Below are 19,007 nucleotides of genomic sequence, written 5' to 3'. Positions count from 1 at the left end.
CCCGCGCCATCGACTATTCTGCGCGGCAGGGGGAATGACATTGACGCGGCTTATCATCCAGATTCCGTGCCTGAACGAGGCGGAGGACCTGCCCGCGACTCTGGCCGCATTGCCGCGTGAGATTGCCGGAATCGATGCGATCGAAGTGCTGATTATCGACGACGGGTCGAATGACAATACGTCCGAGGTGGCCCGGCAGTGGGGCGTGCGTCACATCGTGCGGCACCGCCGCAATCGCGGGCTTGCCAATGCGTTTCAGTCCGGGCTCGACGCGTGCCTTGCCGCGGGCGCCGACATCATCGTGAACACCGATGCCGACGGACAATACGAGGGCGCCGACATCGCCGCGCTCGTCCAGCCGATCCTGCGGGGCGAGGCCGATATCGTCATCGGCGACCGGGGCGTGGGAAAGAACGCCCATTTCGGCCCGTTCAAGCGGCGGCTGCAAAGGATGGGCAGCGCCGTCGTGCGAAGGCTGTCGGGTACCGACATCACCGATGCGGTCAGCGGATTTCGCGCCATCAGCCGCGAAGCGGCGCAGCGCCTGACCATCACGACCGAGTTCAGCTATACCACCGACATGCTGATCCAGGCCGGGCGCAAGCGCATGGCGATCGTCAGCGTCCCGGTCCGCACCCATCCCGCAACGCGCCCCTCGCGCCTGTTCACCACCATCCCGCGGTTCATCGGGCAGACCGGCGTGACGATCGCGCGGGCCTATACGACCTATAACGCGCTGCGCGTTTTCGTCGGCACCGGTCTGCTTCTGACGCTGGCGGGCCTGCTGCCGATCCTGCGGTTCATGTGGTTCTATGTGAACGGCGATGGCAGCGGTCATATCCAGTCGCTCGTCATTGGCGGCTCTCTGCTGGTGCTGGGCGCACTGGTGGCGGTGATGGGCATGCTGGCAGATCTGATCACCGCCAATCGCAAGCTGCTGGAAGCGACATTGCACAAGGTCCGCAAGCTGGAGGCGCGATTGGCCGAGCAGGATCAAGGCACCGCCGTTCGCCCGCATGACGAACCGGAAGCCGAAACGAAGGCCGAGGACGCGGTCGCCGATATCGTGCCTCTTCCCGGTCTGTCCGGCCCTGCTTCCGCCCGCCGGAGCCGTTAAGCCATGACCGCTGCGGCCCTGCCGGCCGGGGCCCCGACCATGGCCACGCGGCCCGACGCACAAAGCGCCGTATGGCCGGCTGCCGCCATCGCGCTGCTGCTGGTTGCACAAGCGGTGATGGTGCACACGCGCGCCATCAACTGGGACGAATTCTTCTATTACGACGAGGTGGCCCGCTTCGCCGACGGCCATCTGGCCCGGGCTCTCCAGTCGATCCACGTCCGGATCTTCAGCTGGCTTCCGGCGCGCTTCTCCGACACCATCGATGCGATCATCGCGGGCCGCACGGTGATGCTGGGTTTCGAGATGGTGATCCTTGGCTCCATCTTCGCGGTGGCGCGCCGTTTCGCCGATACGGCCGGAGCGCTGCTGTGCGCCTTGTCGTACCTGTCGGCAGCCTATGTGCTGCAGCACGGGTTTTCCTTCCGCGCCGATCCGGCTGCGACCGCTGCGTTGATGGCATCGCTTGCGCTGTTGATCTGGATGCCCCTGCATGGACCGCGCTTCTGGATCATGGCGGCTGCCGGAGCGGCGCTGGCGGCATTGGCGGCCATGTTCACGATCAAGGCGATTTTCTACGCCCCGCCCTTTGCCGGCATCGCCCTGCTTCGCTGGCGCGGTGAGACCCGGGCGGGATCCGCGCTCATCCGGCTGGCCCTGTTCGCCGTCATGACCCTGGCTGCGTTTGCGGCTTTCTATGCCTTGCACGCAAGCGGCGTCACCGGCGCAGCGGGCGATCCGTCTGGCGGCGTGGCGAAGGCCAATGCCGCATCGTCGCATTTGCTGGCAGACGGCATGAACCGCATGTTCTTTCTTGGGATGCCCAATAATCTGGGCATGATCCTGAAAGGCTGGATCCTGACCCCCGGGCTGACGGCGCTGGCGGTTGCGACACCTTTTGTCCTGGCGCGCAAGGGCCGCTTCACGAGCCCGCAACGCATCGCCCTGGCAAGCCTGTGGCTACCCGTCCTCACATTCGCTTTCTACGAGAACACCGCGAGCTATTTCTTCGTCTTCATGCTCGCGCCGCTGTGCGTCGCCGCCACTGCGGCCATCACCCCGTTGCGCGATCGGGTTCCGGTCGCCCTGATCGCCGCTGCCCTTGTCGCTCCGTCCATGGCAATCCTCGCGGATGAGCGCGCAGATGTACTTGCCAATCAGCGCGCGCTGATCGGTGAGGTGCATCGCATTTTCCCGGAGCCGGTCGCCTATTTCGATCACCCCGGAATGCTGGCCGGCTTTCCCAAGCGCAACGGTTTCATGACGCCATGGGGCATGAAGGGCTATGTCGCCAATGGAGTGCCCGCATATGCGGCCGCCATGGAGCGAGAGCCCGTTCCGCTGCTGCTGACGAACTGGTGGCTGTTCGGTGCGCTTGACGATCCCGAGAACGACATTTTCCTGCCGGCCGATACGGCCGCGCTGCGCGAGAACTATGTTCACGTGACGGGCGCCATCTTTGTCGCGGGCCGCGACATCGCTGCGGGCGATCCGCCGCGTGTCACGCATTTCCTGGTGCCCGGTGCCTACACCGTTATTGGCGGACCGGTCGAATTCGACGGCCGGGTCAGACAGGCTGGAGAAATCGTGGACGTCGAGCGCGGCGAGTATCGCCTCGCGCCTGCAGGGCAAACCGATGCGCGGCTGATCTGGGGCCGACATCCCGATTTGCCGCCACGCGACCGACTGGAGGGAGCCCTATGGACTCGCTTTTGACCAGCGGCCCCCGGCGCCCCGCCGCAGGACGCACGCTGCCCTCCCTCGGCAGCGTCCACGTGGGCGCCGCCTCAATCATCCTGCTGCTCGCCCTGCAATGCACGCTGATCTTCAGCAGGGCGATCAATTGGGACGAGTTCTTCTTCTACGGCCAGGTCGCGCAATTTGGGCGCGGCGAATTGGAGACCCCGCTCCAGACCCTTCACGTCCATGGCTTCCGCTGGCTTGTGGATATGCCAGGCAGCGCGATCGATCATATCCTGACCGCGCGTCTGGCGATGTTCGTCTGCGAATGCGTGACGATCGTGTGCATTTATGCACTGGCGCGGCGCTTCGCGGACCGGCTGACCTCCGTACTGGCTGCGCTCGGCTACATCTCGGCGGGCTATGTGCTGCAGCACGGCATGTCGTTCCGCGTCGATCCGCCGGTCACGGCCACGCTGATGGTCGCGCTTGCCCTCCTCGCCCGCGCATCGCTTGGCTGGTGGAGCGCCGCCCTGATCGGGGCGCTGATCGGCATGGCGGGCATGATTACGATCAAGGCGGTGCTGTTCGCACCTGCATTTGCCGGTCTGGCATGGATGCGCTGGGCCGATGCAGGCCGCACCCGCGCCGCCGCGCTGAGGATCGCGGGCATTGCGGTGGCCGCGCTGGCCGTGTTCCTTGCGCTCTATGTCTGGCACTCCGGCCAGATCGCCGGCCCCGTTCATCCCGATCCTGCGCTGGTTTCCGCCCATGCCGATGCCGATGCCGGTGCCGGTGCCGATGCGCGCGGCACGCAGGCGCGGGCTGCCGCCGTACTGAACCGCTCTGCCAGTGACATGTTCTTTGTCGGCCTGCCGCCATATTGGCCGATGATCGTAAAAGCCGCCAGTCTGGCGCCGCTCCTCGCGGTGCTGATCCTTGCCGGTCCCGTCACCATCGCGCGCAGCGCATTGTCGGCGCATGAAAAATGCGCATTGGCGGGATTATGGCTGCCGGTGCTGACGCTTGCCTTCTATCGCAATACGGCAGGCTATTATTACGTCTTTTTGCTGCCGCCGCTGGCGGTGGCGGTCACTTGCGGACTGCGCGGAACCATCGCGCGCTTCGGCGCCGTCCCGGTCATGGCGATCATGCTGGTGATCGCGCTGGCCACTTGGGTCACCGACGACCGCCAGGTCCTGCCCAGGCAGCGTGCCGTTTCGGACGCCGTGCAGAAGATGTTCCCGCAAGGAACCGCATATTTCGATCACAGCGGGATGATCCCGGCCTTTCGCAAGGTCAACGGCTTCATGACGCCGTGGGGCATGGAACAATACCGCCGCGCGGGCAGCAGCAGCTATCGCGCAGCGATGGAGCGGCAGGCGATTCCGCTGCTGATAGAGAACGACACCATGGTCACCGCCGCATTGAAGGGCGATCATGCCGCCGTCCTTCTGCCCGAGGATTCCCGCGCCTGGCGCGGCAATTACGTGAACTATTGGGGAACGGTGTGGCTTGCGGGCAAAACGGTGCCAGCGGGGACCGGGGAAGCATCGGAATTTCTGGTGCCGGGCCAATATCGCGCGGAAGGCGAAGGTCTCGTGCTCGATGGCGTTGCGCTTGCCGAAGGCGAAACCGTCGATGTCGGGCGGGGCATGCATAATCTTGCCAATCGCGGCTCCCGGCCCGCGCGACTGGTCTGGGCCGCCACCGCGCAGTCCCCGCAGGATCCTCCCCCCACGGGCGATCTGTGGATCGGCTATTGATCCTGCCATGGCTGACGACGTGCGCAACTCGCTGGTTCTCATCACCCGCAAATGGCAACCCGCGATCGGCGGCATGGAAACATGGTCGATGCGGATGGCAGAAGCGCTTGGCAGCTTTGCCGCGGTAGAGGTCATTGCCCTGCCGGGCCGGCGAAACGGGATGCCGCCGCATGCTGCCAGCCTGCTTGCCTTTCCCTTCACGGTCCTGGCACGCCTGCTCTCGCTGCGCCAGGCGCCCAAGGCGGCTCTGCTGGGCGACATGGCGATCTGGCCGCTGGCCTTGCCGGCAAGATTGCGCGGCATCCGGCGGATCGCGATTGCGGCGCATGGGACCGACGTATCCTATCACCGCCGCGGCGGGATCAGGGGCAAGCTTTACGGCGCCTATCTGCGTCTGGGCTCGCGCATGCTGGGCAGCGCCACCGTCATTGCCAATTCCCGCGCCACCGCCGAAGTGTTGAACGAAACCGGGTGGCACGACGCGCATGTCGTGCCGCTGGCGACCGATATTACCGCGCCTCCTCCGGACGGCCGGCATAACGGACGGCTACTGTTCGCGGGGCGCCTGATCGAACGCAAGGGCTGCGGCTGGTTCATCCGCGAGGTGCTGCCGCTCTTGCCTGAAAGCATCGGCCTCGACATCGCCGGTACAGGCTGGAGCACGGCCGAGCGCGCCCTGCTGAACCATCCGCGCGTCCGCTTCCTCGGCCCCCTCCACGGCGATGCACTGGTGCGCGCCTATCGCGAGGCGCTGGCCGTGGTGGTACCGAACATACCGGTGGAAAACGGCGAATTCGAAGGGTTCGGCCTGATCGCTCCCGAAGCGGCAGCGGCGGGCGGAATGGTGCTGGCCGCCGATTGCGACGGACTGCGCGACGCCGTCATCGACGGGGTGACGGGGCATTTGCTTCCTTCTGCCGACGCCGCGTGCTGGATGAACGCCATCATGGCAGCCGATGGCACGCCCCCCGGCATTCGGGCGAAACGACTTGCCGGTTTTCAGGGGGAGGCGTCGCGTTTCTTCGACTGGCAGCGCGCCGCCCGGCAGACACTGACGGCTATCGCCTAGGGCGCGCCGTTCCACTGGTCCTGGTTGCGCAGGGCCAGATTATCGGCCTTTCGCGCCGCGAAACGACTGGCCAGGATGCGGTGAAAAAAACCCATCATCCCGGCCGCTGGCCACAGCTTGTAGGCAATGCGCTCACCAAGGGACCAGCTTACGGCGGAACGATCGCTGCGCCGATCCGAGGGGAAGCAATACAGGTCGCGGTGATAGAGGATCGGCCCCGCTGCCGCGATCCTGTGAACGATTTCGTGATCTTCCAGCACGAAAGGCCAGCGCCGCGCATCGAAGCCGCCGCAGTCCAGCAGTTTCGTGCGGTGAAATGTCTGGCCGTAACCTCCCGAATGGCACTTGCGCGGAAGGGCGTGTGCGAACAGACGAAGCTTGGAATGCCTCCAGCCGCCCACGCCTTTTGCCGGCAGACCGAAGGCGATGGCACAGGACGCATCCGGCCTGTCCTCGAACAATCCGAGCAAGGTGGCCACATAATGCGGCGGGTAGACCGTGTCGGCATCGACGGTAGCGACATAGCGTCCCGTGGCAGCCATGGTCCCGGTGCGCAGGGCATGGATCTTGCCAGGCTGCGGCTCTGTCAGCAGGCGCACCTCGATGTCGGACACATGGGACAGGGCGGCCCTGACCGCCGCGACGCTGCCATCGGTCGAGCCATTATCGACAAGAACGAGGGAAAACCGCCGGTCCGTCTGTGCCGCAAGGCTGGCGAGCGTGCGCCCGATCCAGCGCTCTTCGTTATAGAAGCACAAGACGATGGTCAGCGGCTCGGTCACGCGGCCGACGCTCGCGACCCGATACGGGACTTGACCTGCTTGAAAGGCCGATAGACCATCCAGAACACCCGGTTCACGGCCCGTCCCGCGGCATTTCTCGCATGCTGGGCCTGCAACCTGCGATCCTCACTCAGCCGATGTGACACCGATGGCCAGTCGGTACGCGTGCTGACCCCCGTGGCCGGCATGATCGCGACGACCCGGTCAAAGGCAAGCAGCCTTGCGCCGGCATTACGGGCCCGCAGCAGCCATTCGTAATCCATCGCCACCCGGTAGGTCGCGTCAAACCCGCCAATCTTCTCGTAAAGCGCGCGCGACACGAACATTCCCTGATGCGGACAGGTCATCTTGAAATCGCTCAAGAAGCTCAGCGGTCTCGCCTTGCGCAGAACGCGCCGGTCACCGAAGTCGAGAATGACGTCGAAGGCCGCCACATCGATGCGTCCATGGCGCCCCCTGTCGACCAGCTCGCCCGCGACGCGGCCAAGAGCGCCATTGTCCACGAAGACATCTTCCGCTTGCAGGACGAGTATATAGTCGCCGCTGGCCATGGCGATCCCCTTGTTCAGCGCGTCGCCAATGCCCTCGTCAGGCTCGCTGATCCAGCGAACACGATCGCCCATCTCCTCGAGATATGCGCGAGTGCCATCGCTCGATCCGCCGTCGATCACGATATGCTCGACAGCGGAATGATCCTGAGCGGCAACACTTTCGACAGTTCTGCGCAGCCCGTCCAGCGCATTGAAGCTGGCTGTGACGATGGTGAAAACTGGTTGCTCGGCATTCGGCATCAATCCGACCCCCTTATCAGGCGGTCATAAAGTTCGACATGCTTCGCGACAATGCGGGCCGGAGAAAAGCTTGCAAACGCCTCGCGGCGCATATTCTCTCTCGATGCCGGGTCGGTCGGCCCGGCATGGCGCACGATCGCCCGCGCCATCGCGGCGCAGTCCCACGGCCGGACAAGGCTTCCCGCGTCCCGTGTTGCGATGATCTCGCTGGCAGCGCCCATATCGAACGCCACGACCGGCGTCCCGCATGCGACGGCCTCCAGCGTGGTATTGCCGAAGGTTTCCTGACGCGATGGATTCACGAAGACATTCGCGGCCCCATAGGCAGCCGCCAGCCTTTCCGTATCGTCGATGAACCCTAGGCTTCGACGCTCCATCCCGTGTACCGCTGCCCGGTCACCCCTTCCCCCAAAGGTGAGCAACAGATGTCCGGCCCGCTCCGCATCGGACATGTGCCCGATTGCATCCAGCAGCAAATCAAAGCCCTTGCGCGGATCGGCCACCCCGAACTGCGCGCCGAAGAGGACGATCCTGCGGCGGTCGTCAATATTCAGCATTGCCCTCGCCCGGTCACGCGCCATGACGGGAAAGGCGTCGAAATCGATCGTATTCCCAATGACGGAGGCCGGCATGCGGCCGCCTATTTCGCTTGACCGCGCATGTTCCAGGGTCGCCATGCTGGGACAGATCAGATGGGGTCGCCAGTCCTGCCAGGCACGCATCTTCCGTTTCCGGTTAAACGCCTCGAGGTCGGGAAGATTGGCGGAAGCGGTGCCGGACCTTGGAATGGCGGCCGACGGATAATGTTCCACTCCGCTGAAAGGCCAGTGGTCGTGACACGTCCACGCAGCGGGCAATTCCGGTTCGGCCAGCTCGGGGACGGAGATCACCTCGCCGCCCACCCAGTGCCAATGGATCAAATCGGGAGAGAAACGCTCCGCCGCCGACGCAAGTCCCGTTCGCACCGATGCAAGCGTCCGCATGGCGTCCGGATCGGTTCGGGAGAATGTGCGAAGCAGCCGCTTTGTCACGGCGCGCGTCAGACGGATCCGCGAGCGCAGGAAAGGTGACCCGAACTGGTGAACCCATTGTTCGTGGCCGGTCTTGCGGACCACCAGCATCTGCGCATCGATCCCGGCCTCGCGCTGAGCCAGAACAAGTCGACGCGCGGCGATGGCGGCTCCGCCATCGCGATCGGACTGGTTGACGTGGAGAATGCGCAATTTGCCTGTCCGTCAGCGTCGGCAAAGATCCGATTTCGAAAACAGCAAGTTCTGAAACGCAAATATCTCGCGCAATACCAGCGCCTCTGTACTGATATCCACCAGTTTGCCACCCGGCAGGATGCGGTAGACCCTGTAGCCTGAAAGCATTTCGCACAGATCTTCGAGGAAGGTCTTGCTCAATGCATTCATCTCGTTGAACTCGATCTGGATGTGATGAATTTCGAAACCGGTGGTGAGCAGATCGCCCAAGCCGCGCAATACATCCGCTTCGCGCCCCTCGACATCGATCTTCAACCAGAAGACGCTCTCTATTCGCTCTTCGCGTATGTAGCGGTCGAGGCGGATGACCGGCACTTGGGTCGCCTTGGCAACCCCGCCGTGGATGCGTTCGATCACATCGCCCTGCAGCGTGGCATGGCCCGATCCGGCCGCCCCGGCATGGTCGAACAGAGTTGCCGTTCCCTCTACCGATCCTACCGCGGCGCGAACGCAGCGAACATCGTCACCGGACATCGCGGCCTGCAATTCTGCAAAGGCTTGCGGAGAAGGTTCGAAGCTGTGCAGGTTTACCTGCGGCGCAATCGACCTGACCGATCGTGAGTATTTTCCGACATTGGCACCGACGTCGAGAACGATTGCTCCGGAAGGGGCCGACGCGACAAAGCGTCTTAGAATCGCGGTTTCTCCTTGAAGATCGTCGGTTTCCCAGTTCAGAACGCCCATCCCCCTCAGCGAGAGGTTATAGAGCAGCCGGTGCACCTTGTAGAAGACAGGCCGCGCAAACGCCCTTGCATAGAGCCGGAATAGGGGTTGGAGGTTCACGCGATATCCTTTGGCTTCGTAGCGACTACCCGCACTAGCTGGAAATCATTAACCATTATTTATTGCACCCGCTCTAGCCCCTCGGTGAAGGAGCAGCTTTCCGAGAAAATGGGGATCGACCTGAAACAACGCCTGCGAAATTTCGGCTGGCTGGGGGCCGACGAGGTCGTGCGTCTGGGCACGGGTTTCCTCGTTACGCTCATGCTTGCCCGCTATCTCGGGGCAGATGGATTCGGGGCCTATGGCTATGTGCTCGGCATCGTGGCGCTGTTCACGCCGATCACGCTGTCTGGCCTCGACCAATATGTTACGAAACATATGCTGGAGGATCGCGAGAACGTCGGCGAGGTGCTTTGCACATCCATGGCGCTTCGCCTTCCGGCCGGGCTTGTCGCAGCCGGACTTGCGATCGCGACCATGATCGCCTTGCCGCAGCCGGCGGGAACCTCGCTCGAACTGGTGCTGATCGCTTCGATCACGCTCTTGACATTGCCGCTTCAGACGCCATCGCTTTTCTTCAAGGCGGCGGAGCGGCCAAAACGCATCGCCCTGCCCCGCGTGATCGTGACCGTCGCGACAACCGCGGCATTCGCGGTGCTGATCACGCTCGGTGGCGGACTTGCGGACTTTCTCACGCTGCGTGCTGGCGAAGCGGTCCTGCTGGGGATCGCGGCGGTCGCCATGATGGTCCCGTTCCGACGGCATATCGGCCATCTTCGCCTTGACCCCGGCCTGTTTCGCGATCTTCTCGTCACCGGGTTTCCGCTGATGCTCGCGGGGATCGGCACGGTCATCTACATGCGGATCGATCAGGTCATGCTGGGACAGTTCGCCAGCATCGGCGAGCTGGGGCGCTATACGCTGGCCGTCCGGATCGCCGACAGCGCCCTCTTCGTGCCGATGGCACTGCAGGCGGCCTTTTTCCCCGCTATCGTCAAGGCGTACAAATCGGGAAGCGCGCAATATCAGGCCGAGCTTAAATCCTATTTCAGCGTCATGTCGCTGGCGATGGCTTTGGTGGCAATGGGGGTTGTTATCGCAGGCGGGGGGATCATCTGGCTCTTCATGGATCCGTCCTTTGCGCGCGCATTGCCGATGATCGCGATACTGGCGCTTGCGCTGCCATTCGTCGGCCTTGGCGTGGCCAGGACCAGTCATCTGACCATCCATGGCTGGTTCTGGACGGCACCCGCGGCCACCGCACTTGGCGCGGCCGTGAACGTTGCTCTTAACCTGCTGCTGATCCCCGTTTACGGCGGCACCGGCGCCGCGGTCGCGACGGTCGTATCCTATGCCGTTGCGGGGCTTGGAACATGCTTCGTCTTTCCCTGGCTGAGCGACATAGGCGTTACCATGCTTTCCTCGCTCAACCCGCTGATCGCGATCAGGACGCTCCTGTCACATCGTCGCAACCGCCCGGACTTACCGTGATGACCGCGCCGCCCTTATCCTCTTCGCCATCATCGCTGCATCCGGCCCCGATCGCGCTTTTCTGCTATGCACGCCCCGAACACACGCGCCGGACGATCGAGGCGCTCGCGCGTAACCCGCTTGCGGACCAAAGCGAGCTGATCGTTTTTCAGGATGGCTCGCGAGGCGAAGTTGACCGGGAAGACCATCTTGCGACGACCCATATCATAGAGCGCGTGAGGGGATTCCGGTCCGTTCGCATCGTAAAACGATCCGGGAACATGGGTCTGGCCGATAACATCATCGACGGCGTCTCGCAGGTCGTCTCGGCGCATGGCCGGATAATCGTGGTGGAAGACGATCTGCTGACCGCGCCTTCCTTTCTCACTTTCCTCAATGCCGCGCTTGATCGATATGCTGACGAAAAGAGAGTATGGCATGTGTCGGGCTGGAGCTACCCGATCCGCGGCGACGGGCTCGGCGATTGCTATTTCCAGACGGTCATGAACTGTTGGGGGTGGGCGACCTGGGCCGATCGGTGGGCGCATTTCAGTCGCGAACCCGAACAGGCCGCGCGTCGATTCGATCGTTCCAGCAGGCATTCGTTCAACCTTGATGGTGCCCATGATTTCCACGCGCAGATTTGCCATAACGCGAGCGGACGGCTGAAAAGCTGGGCCATCTTCTGGTATGAAACGATCTTCCGGAACGACGGTCTATGCCTGAACCCGGCACAATCGCTGGTGTTCAATATCGGGCATGACGGGTCTGGCGAAAATTGCCGGGGCGACATCGAGCAGGCCATGCTTCCCGACGGCGTAACCGGCTATCGCTTTCCCGACAGGATCGAGGAAAGCGCAACCGCGAAGAACCGCATCTCTGCCCATCTGCGGCAGAGCCTGTCAGCGAAGGCGCGAAACCGCATGCGCAGGATTCTTGCGCGATGGCAGGGCTGGCGATCTCCGGCCGATCGTCCTTAAGCATAAATCAAGGTTTCGAATTTATTCACCAAACCCTGTCAGCAATTGGTGAACGGCAACGCGCCATTCGTGCCAGATGCGCGCGGCGTGACTTGATGCAGGGATTGGTTAGATGAACGCTTTCGGCCGGAAGAACGGAATGGGCGGCATGGGGCAGCGCCCCGCATTCGGGGTCGCCCGGCCGATGAAGGGCGGCAGCGAACCGCTGCGCACCACGCCTCCGCCCCCGCCCGGGATGGAAGAACAGTTCCCGCCGCTGCCCGAACACAAGCCCGACGCCAATGACGAGGCGCTGGCACGGCTGGCGGAACGCTCGAACGCGGTGAACGAGCCCGACAAGGGCCCCGAGGGGTTCGAGGCGAGCGTCCACAAGATCAAGGAACAGGTGCTTCCGCGCCTGCTGGAACGCGTCGACCCCGAGGCTGCCGCCACGCTCACCAAGGAAGAGCTGTCGGAAGAATTCCGCCCGATCATCATGGAGGTGCTGCAGGAGCTGAAGATCACGCTCAACCGGCGCGAGCAGTTCGCGCTGGAAAAGGTGCTGGTCGACGAGCTGCTGGGTTTCGGCCCGCTGGAAGAGCTGCTGAACGATCCCGACATCTCGGACATCATGGTCAACGGGCCGCAGCAGACCTATGTCGAAAAGAAGGGCAAGCTGCAGCTGGCCCGCATCCAGTTCCGCGACGAGAATCACCTGTTCCAGATCGCGCAGCGCATCGTGAACCAGGTCGGCCGCCGCGTCGACCAGACCACGCCGCTGGCCGACGCCCGCCTCAAGGACGGCAGCCGCGTCAACGTGATCGTGCCGCCGCTGTCGCTGAAAGGCACGGCGATCTCGATTCGTAAGTTTTCCGAAAAGCCCATCACCATCGACATGCTGCGCGACTTCGGTTCGATGTCGGACCAGATGGCGACCGCGCTCAAGATCGCGGGCGCCAGCCGGATGAACATCGTCATTTCGGGCGGTACGGGTTCGGGTAAGACGACCATGCTCAACGCCCTGTCCAAGATGATCGACCCGGGCGAACGCGTGCTGACGATCGAGGACGCGGCCGAGCTTCGGCTGCAGCAGCCGCACTGGCTGCCGCTGGAAACGCGTCCGCCGAACCTGGAAGGCGAAGGCGCGATCACCATCGGCGACCTTGTGAAGAACGCCCTGCGCATGCGTCCCGACCGCATCATCCTGGGCGAAATCCGCGGCGCGGAATGTTTCGACCTGCTGGCCGCCATGAACACGGGCCACGACGGTTCGATGTGTACGCTCCACTCCAACAGCCCGCGCGAATGCCTTGGCCGTATGGAGAACATGATCCTGATGGGCGACATCAAGATCCCCAAGGCCGCGATTTCCAAGCAGATCGCCGATTCGGTCGATCTAATCGTGCAGGTAAAGCGCCTGCGCGACGGTTCGCGCCGTACCACCCAGATCACCGAGGTGATCGGCATGGAAGGCGACGTCATCGTCACGCAGGACCTGTTCAAGTTCGAATATCTGGACGAGGGCGAGGACGGCAAGATCATCGGCGAGCACCGCTCGACCGGGCTGCGCCCCTATACGCTGGAAAAGGCGCGGCAATACGGGTTCGACCAGGCCTATCTGCAGGCCTGTCTGTAAAGGCAGGCGTTCGCTTAAAAACAGGGCGTCAGGGCGACATCCACGTCAGCACGGCCAGCGCGCCGGTCACCACGGCGACCAGCAGCGCGGCCATGAACACCGCGGTCCACGGCATGCAGCCGACCGCGTCGGGCGCCGCCCTGCGCGCGCGGCGCCAGTCGCCCAGCCACGCGATCGCGGCCACCGTCACCGCAGCCGCCGCCCACACGGTCCAATGGCCCGCATCGCTTGCCGTCAGCCATTCGATCAATTCGCCCGTCCTTCGCGTGTCTGTCTGACCCCTGCCCATGCTGCAGCGCAAAAACGCGCTTGATCGCACAGGCGTCACGGCTCCATAGGGCCGCATGGCAAAGACCCCAAGTCCTGCCGCCGCACCGGTCGGCGAAGCTGCGGAAAACACCCGCGCCGCCGGTACGGAGCAGCCGGCCATGGTGCTGGCGCGGCAGCGGCCGACGCTGGCGCTGGTCCTGCGGCTGGGCGCGGCGCTGACGCTGGCGACGATGTTCGCCCTGGTAAAGCTGGCTTCCGAGCATGGGATCGCGCTTTCGCACATGCTGCTGATCCGGCAGGCCGCCTCGATCCCGATCCTGTGCCTGTGGCTGGCGCTGACGTCCGGTTTCGGCGTGATGCGGACGCAGCGGCTGGGCGGACATTTCATGCGGTCGCTTTATGGCGTGACTGGGATGGTGCTGAACTTCCTCGCGCCGATCCTGCTGCCGCTTGCGGTCTCGACGACCTTCAGCTTCACCGCGCCGATCTTTGCCGTGATCCTGTCCGCGCTGGTATTGCGCGAGCATGTCGGACGCTGGCGCTGGGCTGCGGTGCTGCTGGGGTTCGCGGGCGTGCTGGTCGTCGCCAGCCCCGCGGGCGGCGCGGAGATTCCCATGACCGGCGCGCTGGTGGCGATTGGCGCGGCCTTCATGGTGGCGCTGGTGTCGATCCAGATCCGCGACCTTGCACAGACCGAGAACAGCGTGGTCATCGTGCTTTATTTCTCGCTCTTCACCGTGCCGTTGCTGTTCGTCTGGTCGCTGTTCGACGGGTGGACCAGCGATCCGGCGGATATCGCCCTGCTGATCGGCATCGGCGTCGCGGGCACGCTGGCGCAGGTGCTGCTGACGCTGGCACTGCGGTTCGGGCAGGTCGCCAGCGTGATCGTGATGGATTACGTCTCGCTGATCGCCGCCTCGTACTACGGCTGGTACCTGTTCAACAATCTGCCGCCCGCCAGCCTGTGGCTGGGTGCGCCACTCATCATCGCGGCGGGCGTCATCATCGTCGTGCGCGAACAGATCTTGCGCCGCAGGCGAATGCGCACGCTGGAGCCGTAATCTTAACAATCGTGTGGAACCGCATTCGTATCCCGGCGTTGTTGGGGGAATGGAAACAAAGGAGCCTCCCATGATTCGTCGTATCGCTATTGCCTGCGCGCTTGGCTCGCTGGCACTCACCGCCGCTGCCTGCAACACCGTCAAGGGTGCTGGCGAGGATATCGAATCCGTCGGTCAGGCCGGTGAGGACGCCATCGACTAAGGCCTCTTCAAAGAATTTCGAACGGCAAGCGCCCGCCCTCACCGGCGGGCGTTTCTCGTTCGGGCGCGGGTCGAAATGCCGTCAGATCCGCCGGAAATGCAGGAACAGATTATTGGCGGGCATGGCATGGCGCGCGGCGAGTTCCAGCCCATGGCGACCCGCCAGATCGACGACATCCGCCAGATCGCGCAGTCCCCAACGCGGATCGCGCGCCCTCAGCGACTGGTCGAATTGCAGGTTGGACGGCGCGGTTTCGATATCCCCGGCCAGAAACGGACCATAAATCGCCAGCGGTGCCCCCGGCGGCAGCACGCGCGCCGCGCCCGCGAACAGCCCCTCAGTCGCGGCCAATGGGCTGATGTGGATCATGTTGACGCACAGCATCGCCTCGGCGCGGTCCACCGGCCAGTCGGGTGCGCTGGCATCCAGACTGACGGGCGCGCGCAGATTGGGCGGCCCCTCCGCCTCCCGCCATGCCGCGATAGACCCGATGGAATCGGGATCGGGATCGCTGGGCAGCCAGTCCAGCGCGGGAAAGCGCCGCGCCAGATAAAGCGCATGCTCGCCCGATCCGCTCGCGATCTCCAGAACTACGCCCTTGGCGGGCAGGATGTCGGCAAGCCGGTCGCCGATGGGCCCGCGGTTACGCTCGGTCGCGGGGGCGTGGCGGCGGCGGTCGATCCAGCGGTCGGCGGGATCGTGCCCGCGCTCGTTCGATGGGTCAGAGCCAGCGTCGGACATTACGGCGATATTCCTGATATTCCGGGCCGAAACGGCGGGCGAGATGGCGCTCCTCACGCGCGATGACAAGCCGGTCGATCAGCACAGAAGCAACCGGCCATGTCAGCAGTGCGCCAAGACTGTCCAGCGCCAGCGCGATCCCCAGATGCAGCAGCGCCATGCCGAGATACATCGGATTGCGGCTGAACCGGTAGAGGCCCTGCGCGACGAAGGCGGCATCGGGCTTCCACGGTTCGGGGTCGTTGCCCGCCTTGCGAAACTGCAGCAATGCCGCCGCGATCAGGCCCGCGCCCACCAGCGCAATGCCGATCCCCACGCCGCGCAGCACACCCGGCATCGCGGGATTGAGACCCAGCAGATCGTCCGCCGCCAGCCCAGCCAGCAACAGCCCCGCAAAGATCAGCGGCGGCGGAAAGCGAACCTCGCTCGTCTCCCCGCCGCCGCCCGTCATCTCAGCTTCCGCCCAGTTCGCACAGCGCGGGTTCGCCCGCGGGTCCGGGCGGGGCCTTCCATGTCAGTACCGGCTTGCGCGCGGCGCGGGCCTCGTCCATCCGGCGGCGCGGCGCGAAATGCGGCGCGGATTTCAGGCTCTGGTCCCCGGCTTTCGCACGTTCGGCTAGGCTGCGCATCGAATTGATGAAACGGTCCAGCCCGGCCTTGCTCTCGGTCTCGGTCGGCTCGACCAGCATGGCGCCGTGGACCACCAGCGGAAAATAGACCGTCATCGGGTGGAATCCCTCGTCGATCAGACCCTTGGCGATATCCAGCGTCGTCATGCCCTCGGGCAGATCGTCGTCGCTGAACAGCGCCTCGTGCATGCACGGACCCGCATCGGCATAGGGCGCGTCGAGCACGTCCTCCAGCGAGCGCAGGATATAGTTCGCGTTCAGCACCGCATCCTCGGCCACCTGACGCAGCCCGTCCGCCCCGTGCGAGAGCATATAGGTCAGCGCGCGGGTGAACATGCCCATCTGCCCGTGGAACGCAGCCATGCGGCCAAAGCTCTGCGGTGCCTGATCGGGACGCTGGCGTTCCTCGACCATGCGCAGCCGTCCCTTGTCGTCGCGGCGGACGAAGGGGATCGGGGCAAAGGGCGCCAACGCCGCCGACAACACCACCGGGCCGCTGCCCGGACCGCCGCCGCCATGCGGGGTGGAGAAGGTCTTGTGCAGGTTGATGTGCATCGCATCGACGCCCAGATCGCCGGGGCGCACCTTGCCGACGATGGCGTTGAAATTCGCCCCGTCGCAATAGACGAGGCCGCCCGCCGCATGCACCGCGTCCGAGATCGCCTTCATATCGCGCTCGAACAATCCGCAGGTGTTGGGGTTGGTGATCATCACGCCCGCCACGTCAGGCCCCAGCCGCGCCTTCAGCGCCTCCAGATCGACGCGCCCGTCCTTGGTCGCCGGGATATTCTCGACGCCATAGCCCGCAAAGGCCGCGGTGGCCGGATTGGTGCCATGCGCGCTTTCGGGAACGAGGATCACCTCGCGCGCATCGCCGCGCGCTTCCAGCGCCGCGCGCATCGCAAGAATGCCGCACAATTCGCCATGCGCGCCCGCCTTGGGGCTCATCGCGACCGCGCTCATGTTGGTCAGCTTCATCAGCCAGTCGGCCAGCTGCTCGATCACCGCATAGGCGCCCTGCACCGTGTCCATCGGCTGCAGCGGATGGATGTCGGCAAAGCCCGGCAGCCGCGCCACCGCCTCGTTCAGGCGCGGATTGTGCTTCATCGTGCACGAACCCAGCGGGAACGGCCCAAGGTCGATCGCATAGTTCTGGCGCGACAGGCGGGTATAATGGCGCACCGTCTCCGGTTCTGCCAGCGCGGGCAGTTCGACCTGCTTCTTGCGCGCGAATTTCGCGATGCCGGGCGACATCGCATCGGGCATATCGTCGAAATCGACCCCGCACTTGCCCGCGCCATCGGCCGCGCGCAATTCGAAGATCAGCGGTTCCTCAAGGTTCAGCGCGCGGTCGCCGCTGGCCGTGGGCGCGTCTTCGGGGGCGTGGACGTCCACCTCGCCCATCTCGGGTTTCCAGCCGCTGCGGTTGATGGTGTTCATGCCAGTTCCTCCTCAAGCGCGCCGGCCAGATAGTCGATATCCTCGTCGCTCACCGTTTCGGTCACCGCGATCAGCAGCCCTTCGGCCATGTCGGGGCGGTCCGGGAACAGGCGTCCCATCGACACGCCGCCCAGGATCTGGCGCCGGGTCAGCGCATAGGCCACCTCGCGCGCATCCTTGCCCGCCAGCCGCACGGCGAACTCGTTGAAGAAATTGCCCTCGTTGACCACTTCCACGCCCGGGATCGCGCCCAGCCGCTCCGCCGCGGTAAGCGCGCGGGCGTGGTTGATGCGCGCCAGCCTGCCCAGCCCCTCGCCGCCCAGCAGCGTCATGTGGATCGAGAACGCCAGCGCGCACAGGCCCGAGTTGGTGCAGATATTGCTGGTCGCCTTCTCGCGCCGGATATGCTGCTCGCGCGTCGAAAGCGTCAGCACGAAACCGCGCTTGCCGTCGGCGTCCACCGTCTCGCCGCACAGGCGTCCCGGCATCTGGCGGGCGAATTTCTCGCGCGCGCCGAACAGGCCCAGATAGGGCCCGCCGAAGTTCAGGCCGACGCCCAGCGACTGCCCCTCGCCCACCACGATATCGGCGCCCAGCGAGCCGGGGCTTTCCAGCAGGCCCAGCGCGACCGGCTCGGTCACCACCGCGATCAGCAGCGCGCCCTTGGCATGCGCGGCATCGGCGATTTTCGCCAGATCGGGCACGCGGCCAAGGATGTCGGGATATTGCACCACGACCGCCGCGGTCTTGTCGTCGATCTCGGCGATCACCGCATCCTCACCCGCATCGGCGGACAGCTGCGGGCCGACGCTGACCAGCTCGTCCCCGGTAAAGCGCGCCATCGTCTCGGCAGAGGAGACGTAATGCGGGTGGATCGGGCCCAACACGGCGCGTTCGCGGCGGGTGATGCGGCCCGCCATGGCGATCGCTTCCCAGCAGGCGGTCGAACCGTCATACATCGACGCATTGGCGATGTCGGTGCCGAACATGCGCGCGACCTGCGTCTGGAATTCGAACAACACCTGCAGCGTGCCCTGCGCGATTTCGGGCTGATAGGGCGTATAGGCGGTCAGGAATTCGCCGCGCTGGATGATGTGGTCGACCGTCGCGGGAATGTGATGGCGATAGGCCCCCGCCCCCAGGAAGAACGGCGCGTCGGCCGCCGACAGGTTCTGCGCGGCCAGCTTCTTCATGTGCCGTTCGACCGCCATCTCGCTGGCATGCATCGGCAGGCCCGACACGGGGTCTTTCAGCAGCGCCTCTGCCGGAACGTCGGCGAACAGCGCATCGATATCGTCCGCACCGATCTTCGCCAGCATGGCGGACCGGTCGGTCTGGGTCAGCGGAAGGTAACGCATCACATCATGTCCTTGCGGCGAATGCCGATCAAAGTCTTTGCAGGGATC

General features: G+C 64.6%; 18 protein-coding genes. 9 read left to right on the top strand and 9 right to left on the bottom strand.

The window, feature by feature from the left end:
* Positions 1 to 34: 34 nt before the first annotated feature.
* The 4 genes from AC4FIJ_RS10340 to AC4FIJ_RS10325 are packed head-to-tail and all read left to right on the top strand — an operon-like array spanning position 35 to position 5,632.
* Positions 35 to 1,117: a glycosyltransferase family 2 protein gene (locus tag AC4FIJ_RS10340; RefSeq protein WP_490336642.1), complete on the top strand. Its 1,083-nt coding sequence runs from the start codon at positions 35 to 37 to the stop codon at positions 1,115 to 1,117.
* 3 nt (positions 1,118 to 1,120) lie between these two features.
* Complete coding sequence (locus AC4FIJ_RS10335; protein WP_490336641.1) at positions 1,121 to 2,833, top strand: hypothetical protein; 1,713 nt, start codon at positions 1,121 to 1,123, stop codon at positions 2,831 to 2,833.
* Positions 2,830 to 4,563 carry a glycosyltransferase family 39 protein gene (locus AC4FIJ_RS10330; protein WP_490336640.1) on the top strand — a complete coding sequence of 578 codons (1,734 nt, stop codon included), beginning with the start codon at positions 2,830 to 2,832 and terminating at the stop codon, positions 4,561 to 4,563. The genes AC4FIJ_RS10335 and AC4FIJ_RS10330 overlap by 4 nt, the downstream gene beginning before the upstream one ends.
* Before the next feature lie 7 nt (positions 4,564 to 4,570).
* The gene (locus tag AC4FIJ_RS10325; RefSeq protein ID WP_490336639.1) at positions 4,571 to 5,632 is read left to right on the top strand and encodes a glycosyltransferase family 4 protein; all 1,062 of its coding nucleotides are present in this window, start codon (positions 4,571 to 4,573) and stop codon (positions 5,630 to 5,632) included.
* Here AC4FIJ_RS10325 and AC4FIJ_RS10320 read toward each other — a convergent pair.
* The 4 genes from AC4FIJ_RS10320 to AC4FIJ_RS10305 are packed head-to-tail and all read right to left on the bottom strand — an operon-like array spanning position 5,629 to position 9,154.
* Complete coding sequence (locus AC4FIJ_RS10320) at positions 5,629 to 6,414, bottom strand: glycosyltransferase family 2 protein (RefSeq protein WP_490336638.1); 786 nt, start codon at positions 6,412 to 6,414, stop codon at positions 5,629 to 5,631. The two genes, AC4FIJ_RS10325 and AC4FIJ_RS10320, sit on opposite strands and share 4 nt — an antisense overlap.
* Positions 6,411 to 7,205: a glycosyltransferase family 2 protein gene (locus AC4FIJ_RS10315; RefSeq protein ID WP_490336689.1), complete on the bottom strand. Its 795-nt coding sequence runs from the start codon at positions 7,203 to 7,205 to the stop codon at positions 6,411 to 6,413. Before AC4FIJ_RS10315 ends, AC4FIJ_RS10320 begins: the two co-directional genes overlap by 4 nt.
* Positions 7,205 to 8,428, bottom strand: a complete 1,224-nt coding sequence (locus AC4FIJ_RS10310; protein ID WP_490336637.1) for a glycosyltransferase — start codon at positions 8,426 to 8,428, stop codon at positions 7,205 to 7,207. Before AC4FIJ_RS10310 ends, AC4FIJ_RS10315 begins: the two co-directional genes overlap by 1 nt.
* A gap of 12 nt (positions 8,429 to 8,440) precedes the next feature.
* Positions 8,441 to 9,154, bottom strand: coding sequence for an FkbM family methyltransferase (locus AC4FIJ_RS10305; RefSeq protein ID WP_490336636.1), 714 nt, complete (start codon positions 9,152 to 9,154; stop codon positions 8,441 to 8,443).
* Between the two features lie 183 nt (positions 9,155 to 9,337).
* Between AC4FIJ_RS10305 and AC4FIJ_RS10300 the strand changes: the two genes are divergently transcribed.
* The 3 genes from AC4FIJ_RS10300 (at position 9,338) to AC4FIJ_RS10290 (ending at position 13,258) form a co-directional block, all read left to right on the top strand.
* On the top strand, positions 9,338 to 10,684 hold the full coding sequence (locus AC4FIJ_RS10300; protein ID WP_490336635.1) for a flippase: 1,347 nt from the start codon (positions 9,338 to 9,340) through the stop codon (positions 10,682 to 10,684).
* A gap of 260 nt (positions 10,685 to 10,944) precedes the next feature.
* Entirely contained in the window at positions 10,945 to 11,643 is a 699-nt protein-coding gene (locus tag AC4FIJ_RS10295) for a hypothetical protein (RefSeq protein ID WP_490336634.1), read from the top strand.
* Positions 11,644 to 11,755: 112 nt separating this feature from the next.
* Positions 11,756 to 13,258: a TadA family conjugal transfer-associated ATPase gene (locus AC4FIJ_RS10290; protein WP_490336633.1), complete on the top strand. Its 1,503-nt coding sequence runs from the start codon at positions 11,756 to 11,758 to the stop codon at positions 13,256 to 13,258.
* Positions 13,259 to 13,286: 28 nt separating this feature from the next.
* Here AC4FIJ_RS10290 and AC4FIJ_RS10285 read toward each other — a convergent pair whose 3' ends face one another.
* Entirely contained in the window at positions 13,287 to 13,508 is a 222-nt protein-coding gene (locus AC4FIJ_RS10285; RefSeq protein ID WP_490336632.1) for a hypothetical protein, read from the bottom strand.
* A 94-nt stretch (positions 13,509 to 13,602) separates the two neighbouring features.
* Here AC4FIJ_RS10285 and AC4FIJ_RS10280 point away from each other — a divergent pair, with 94 nt between their 5' ends.
* Together AC4FIJ_RS10280 and AC4FIJ_RS10275 are read left to right on the top strand one after the other, a co-directional pair.
* Complete coding sequence (locus tag AC4FIJ_RS10280; protein WP_490336631.1) at positions 13,603 to 14,589, top strand: DMT family transporter; 987 nt, start codon at positions 13,603 to 13,605, stop codon at positions 14,587 to 14,589.
* A 70-nt stretch (positions 14,590 to 14,659) separates the two neighbouring features.
* Positions 14,660 to 14,791, top strand: coding sequence for an entericidin A/B family lipoprotein (locus AC4FIJ_RS10275; protein WP_490336630.1), 132 nt, complete (start codon positions 14,660 to 14,662; stop codon positions 14,789 to 14,791).
* An 81-nt stretch (positions 14,792 to 14,872) separates the two neighbouring features.
* On the opposite strand, the gene AC4FIJ_RS10270 is transcribed toward AC4FIJ_RS10275, so the two are convergent.
* Genes AC4FIJ_RS10270 through gcvPA form a run of 4 tightly spaced genes read right to left on the bottom strand, consistent with a single transcriptional unit; the run spans position 14,873 to position 18,959 of the window.
* A complete protein-coding gene (locus tag AC4FIJ_RS10270; protein ID WP_490336629.1) occupies positions 14,873 to 15,532 on the bottom strand; it encodes a DUF938 domain-containing protein in 660 nt (219 codons plus the stop codon).
* On the bottom strand, positions 15,513 to 15,983 hold the full coding sequence (locus AC4FIJ_RS10265) for a methyltransferase family protein (RefSeq protein ID WP_490336628.1): 471 nt from the start codon (positions 15,981 to 15,983) through the stop codon (positions 15,513 to 15,515). The genes AC4FIJ_RS10270 and AC4FIJ_RS10265 overlap by 20 nt, the downstream gene beginning before the upstream one ends.
* A 1-nt stretch (position 15,984) precedes the next feature.
* A complete protein-coding gene (gene gcvPB, locus AC4FIJ_RS10260; RefSeq protein WP_490336627.1) occupies positions 15,985 to 17,601 on the bottom strand; it encodes an aminomethyl-transferring glycine dehydrogenase subunit GcvPB in 1,617 nt (538 codons plus the stop codon).
* Positions 17,598 to 18,959 (bottom strand): aminomethyl-transferring glycine dehydrogenase subunit GcvPA, encoded by a 1,362-nt coding sequence (gene gcvPA, locus AC4FIJ_RS10255; RefSeq protein ID WP_490336626.1) that lies wholly within the window; start codon positions 18,957 to 18,959, stop codon positions 17,598 to 17,600. The genes gcvPB and gcvPA overlap by 4 nt, the downstream gene beginning before the upstream one ends.
* Between the last annotated feature and the right edge of the window lie 48 nt (positions 18,960 to 19,007).

It is taken from the genome of Croceicoccus sp. (genome assembly GCF_983967925.1).
Note: the sequence above shows the minus strand (reverse complement) of the source record. Positions and strands in the feature narration are given on the sequence as shown.

Coding starts and splice junctions, on each gene's coding strand:
- AC4FIJ_RS10340 (WP_490336642.1), top strand. CDS start 35: ATGACATTGACGCGGCTTATCATCCAGATTCCGTGCCTGAACGAGGCG.
- AC4FIJ_RS10335 (WP_490336641.1), top strand. CDS start 1,121: ATGACCGCTGCGGCCCTGCCGGCCGGGGCCCCGACCATGGCCACGCGG.
- AC4FIJ_RS10325 (WP_490336639.1), top strand. CDS start 4,571: ATGGCTGACGACGTGCGCAACTCGCTGGTTCTCATCACCCGCAAATGG.
- AC4FIJ_RS10315 (WP_490336689.1), bottom strand. CDS start 7,205: ATGCCGAATGCCGAGCAACCAGTTTTCACCATCGTCACAGCCAGCTTC.
- AC4FIJ_RS10305 (WP_490336636.1), bottom strand. CDS start 9,154: ATGGGCGTTCTGAACTGGGAAACCGACGATCTTCAAGGAGAAACCGCG.
- AC4FIJ_RS10295 (WP_490336634.1), top strand. CDS start 10,945: ATGGGTCTGGCCGATAACATCATCGACGGCGTCTCGCAGGTCGTCTCG.
- AC4FIJ_RS10290 (WP_490336633.1), top strand. CDS start 11,756: ATGAACGCTTTCGGCCGGAAGAACGGAATGGGCGGCATGGGGCAGCGC.
- AC4FIJ_RS10280 (WP_490336631.1), top strand. CDS start 13,603: ATGGCAAAGACCCCAAGTCCTGCCGCCGCACCGGTCGGCGAAGCTGCG.
- AC4FIJ_RS10275 (WP_490336630.1), top strand. CDS start 14,660: ATGATTCGTCGTATCGCTATTGCCTGCGCGCTTGGCTCGCTGGCACTC.
- AC4FIJ_RS10270 (WP_490336629.1), bottom strand. CDS start 15,532: ATGTCCGACGCTGGCTCTGACCCATCGAACGAGCGCGGGCACGATCCC.
- AC4FIJ_RS10265 (WP_490336628.1), bottom strand. CDS start 15,983: ATGACGGGCGGCGGCGGGGAGACGAGCGAGGTTCGCTTTCCGCCGCCG.
- gcvPB (WP_490336627.1), bottom strand. CDS start 17,601: ATGAACACCATCAACCGCAGCGGCTGGAAACCCGAGATGGGCGAGGTG.
- gcvPA (WP_490336626.1), bottom strand. CDS start 18,959: ATGCGTTACCTTCCGCTGACCCAGACCGACCGGTCCGCCATGCTGGCG.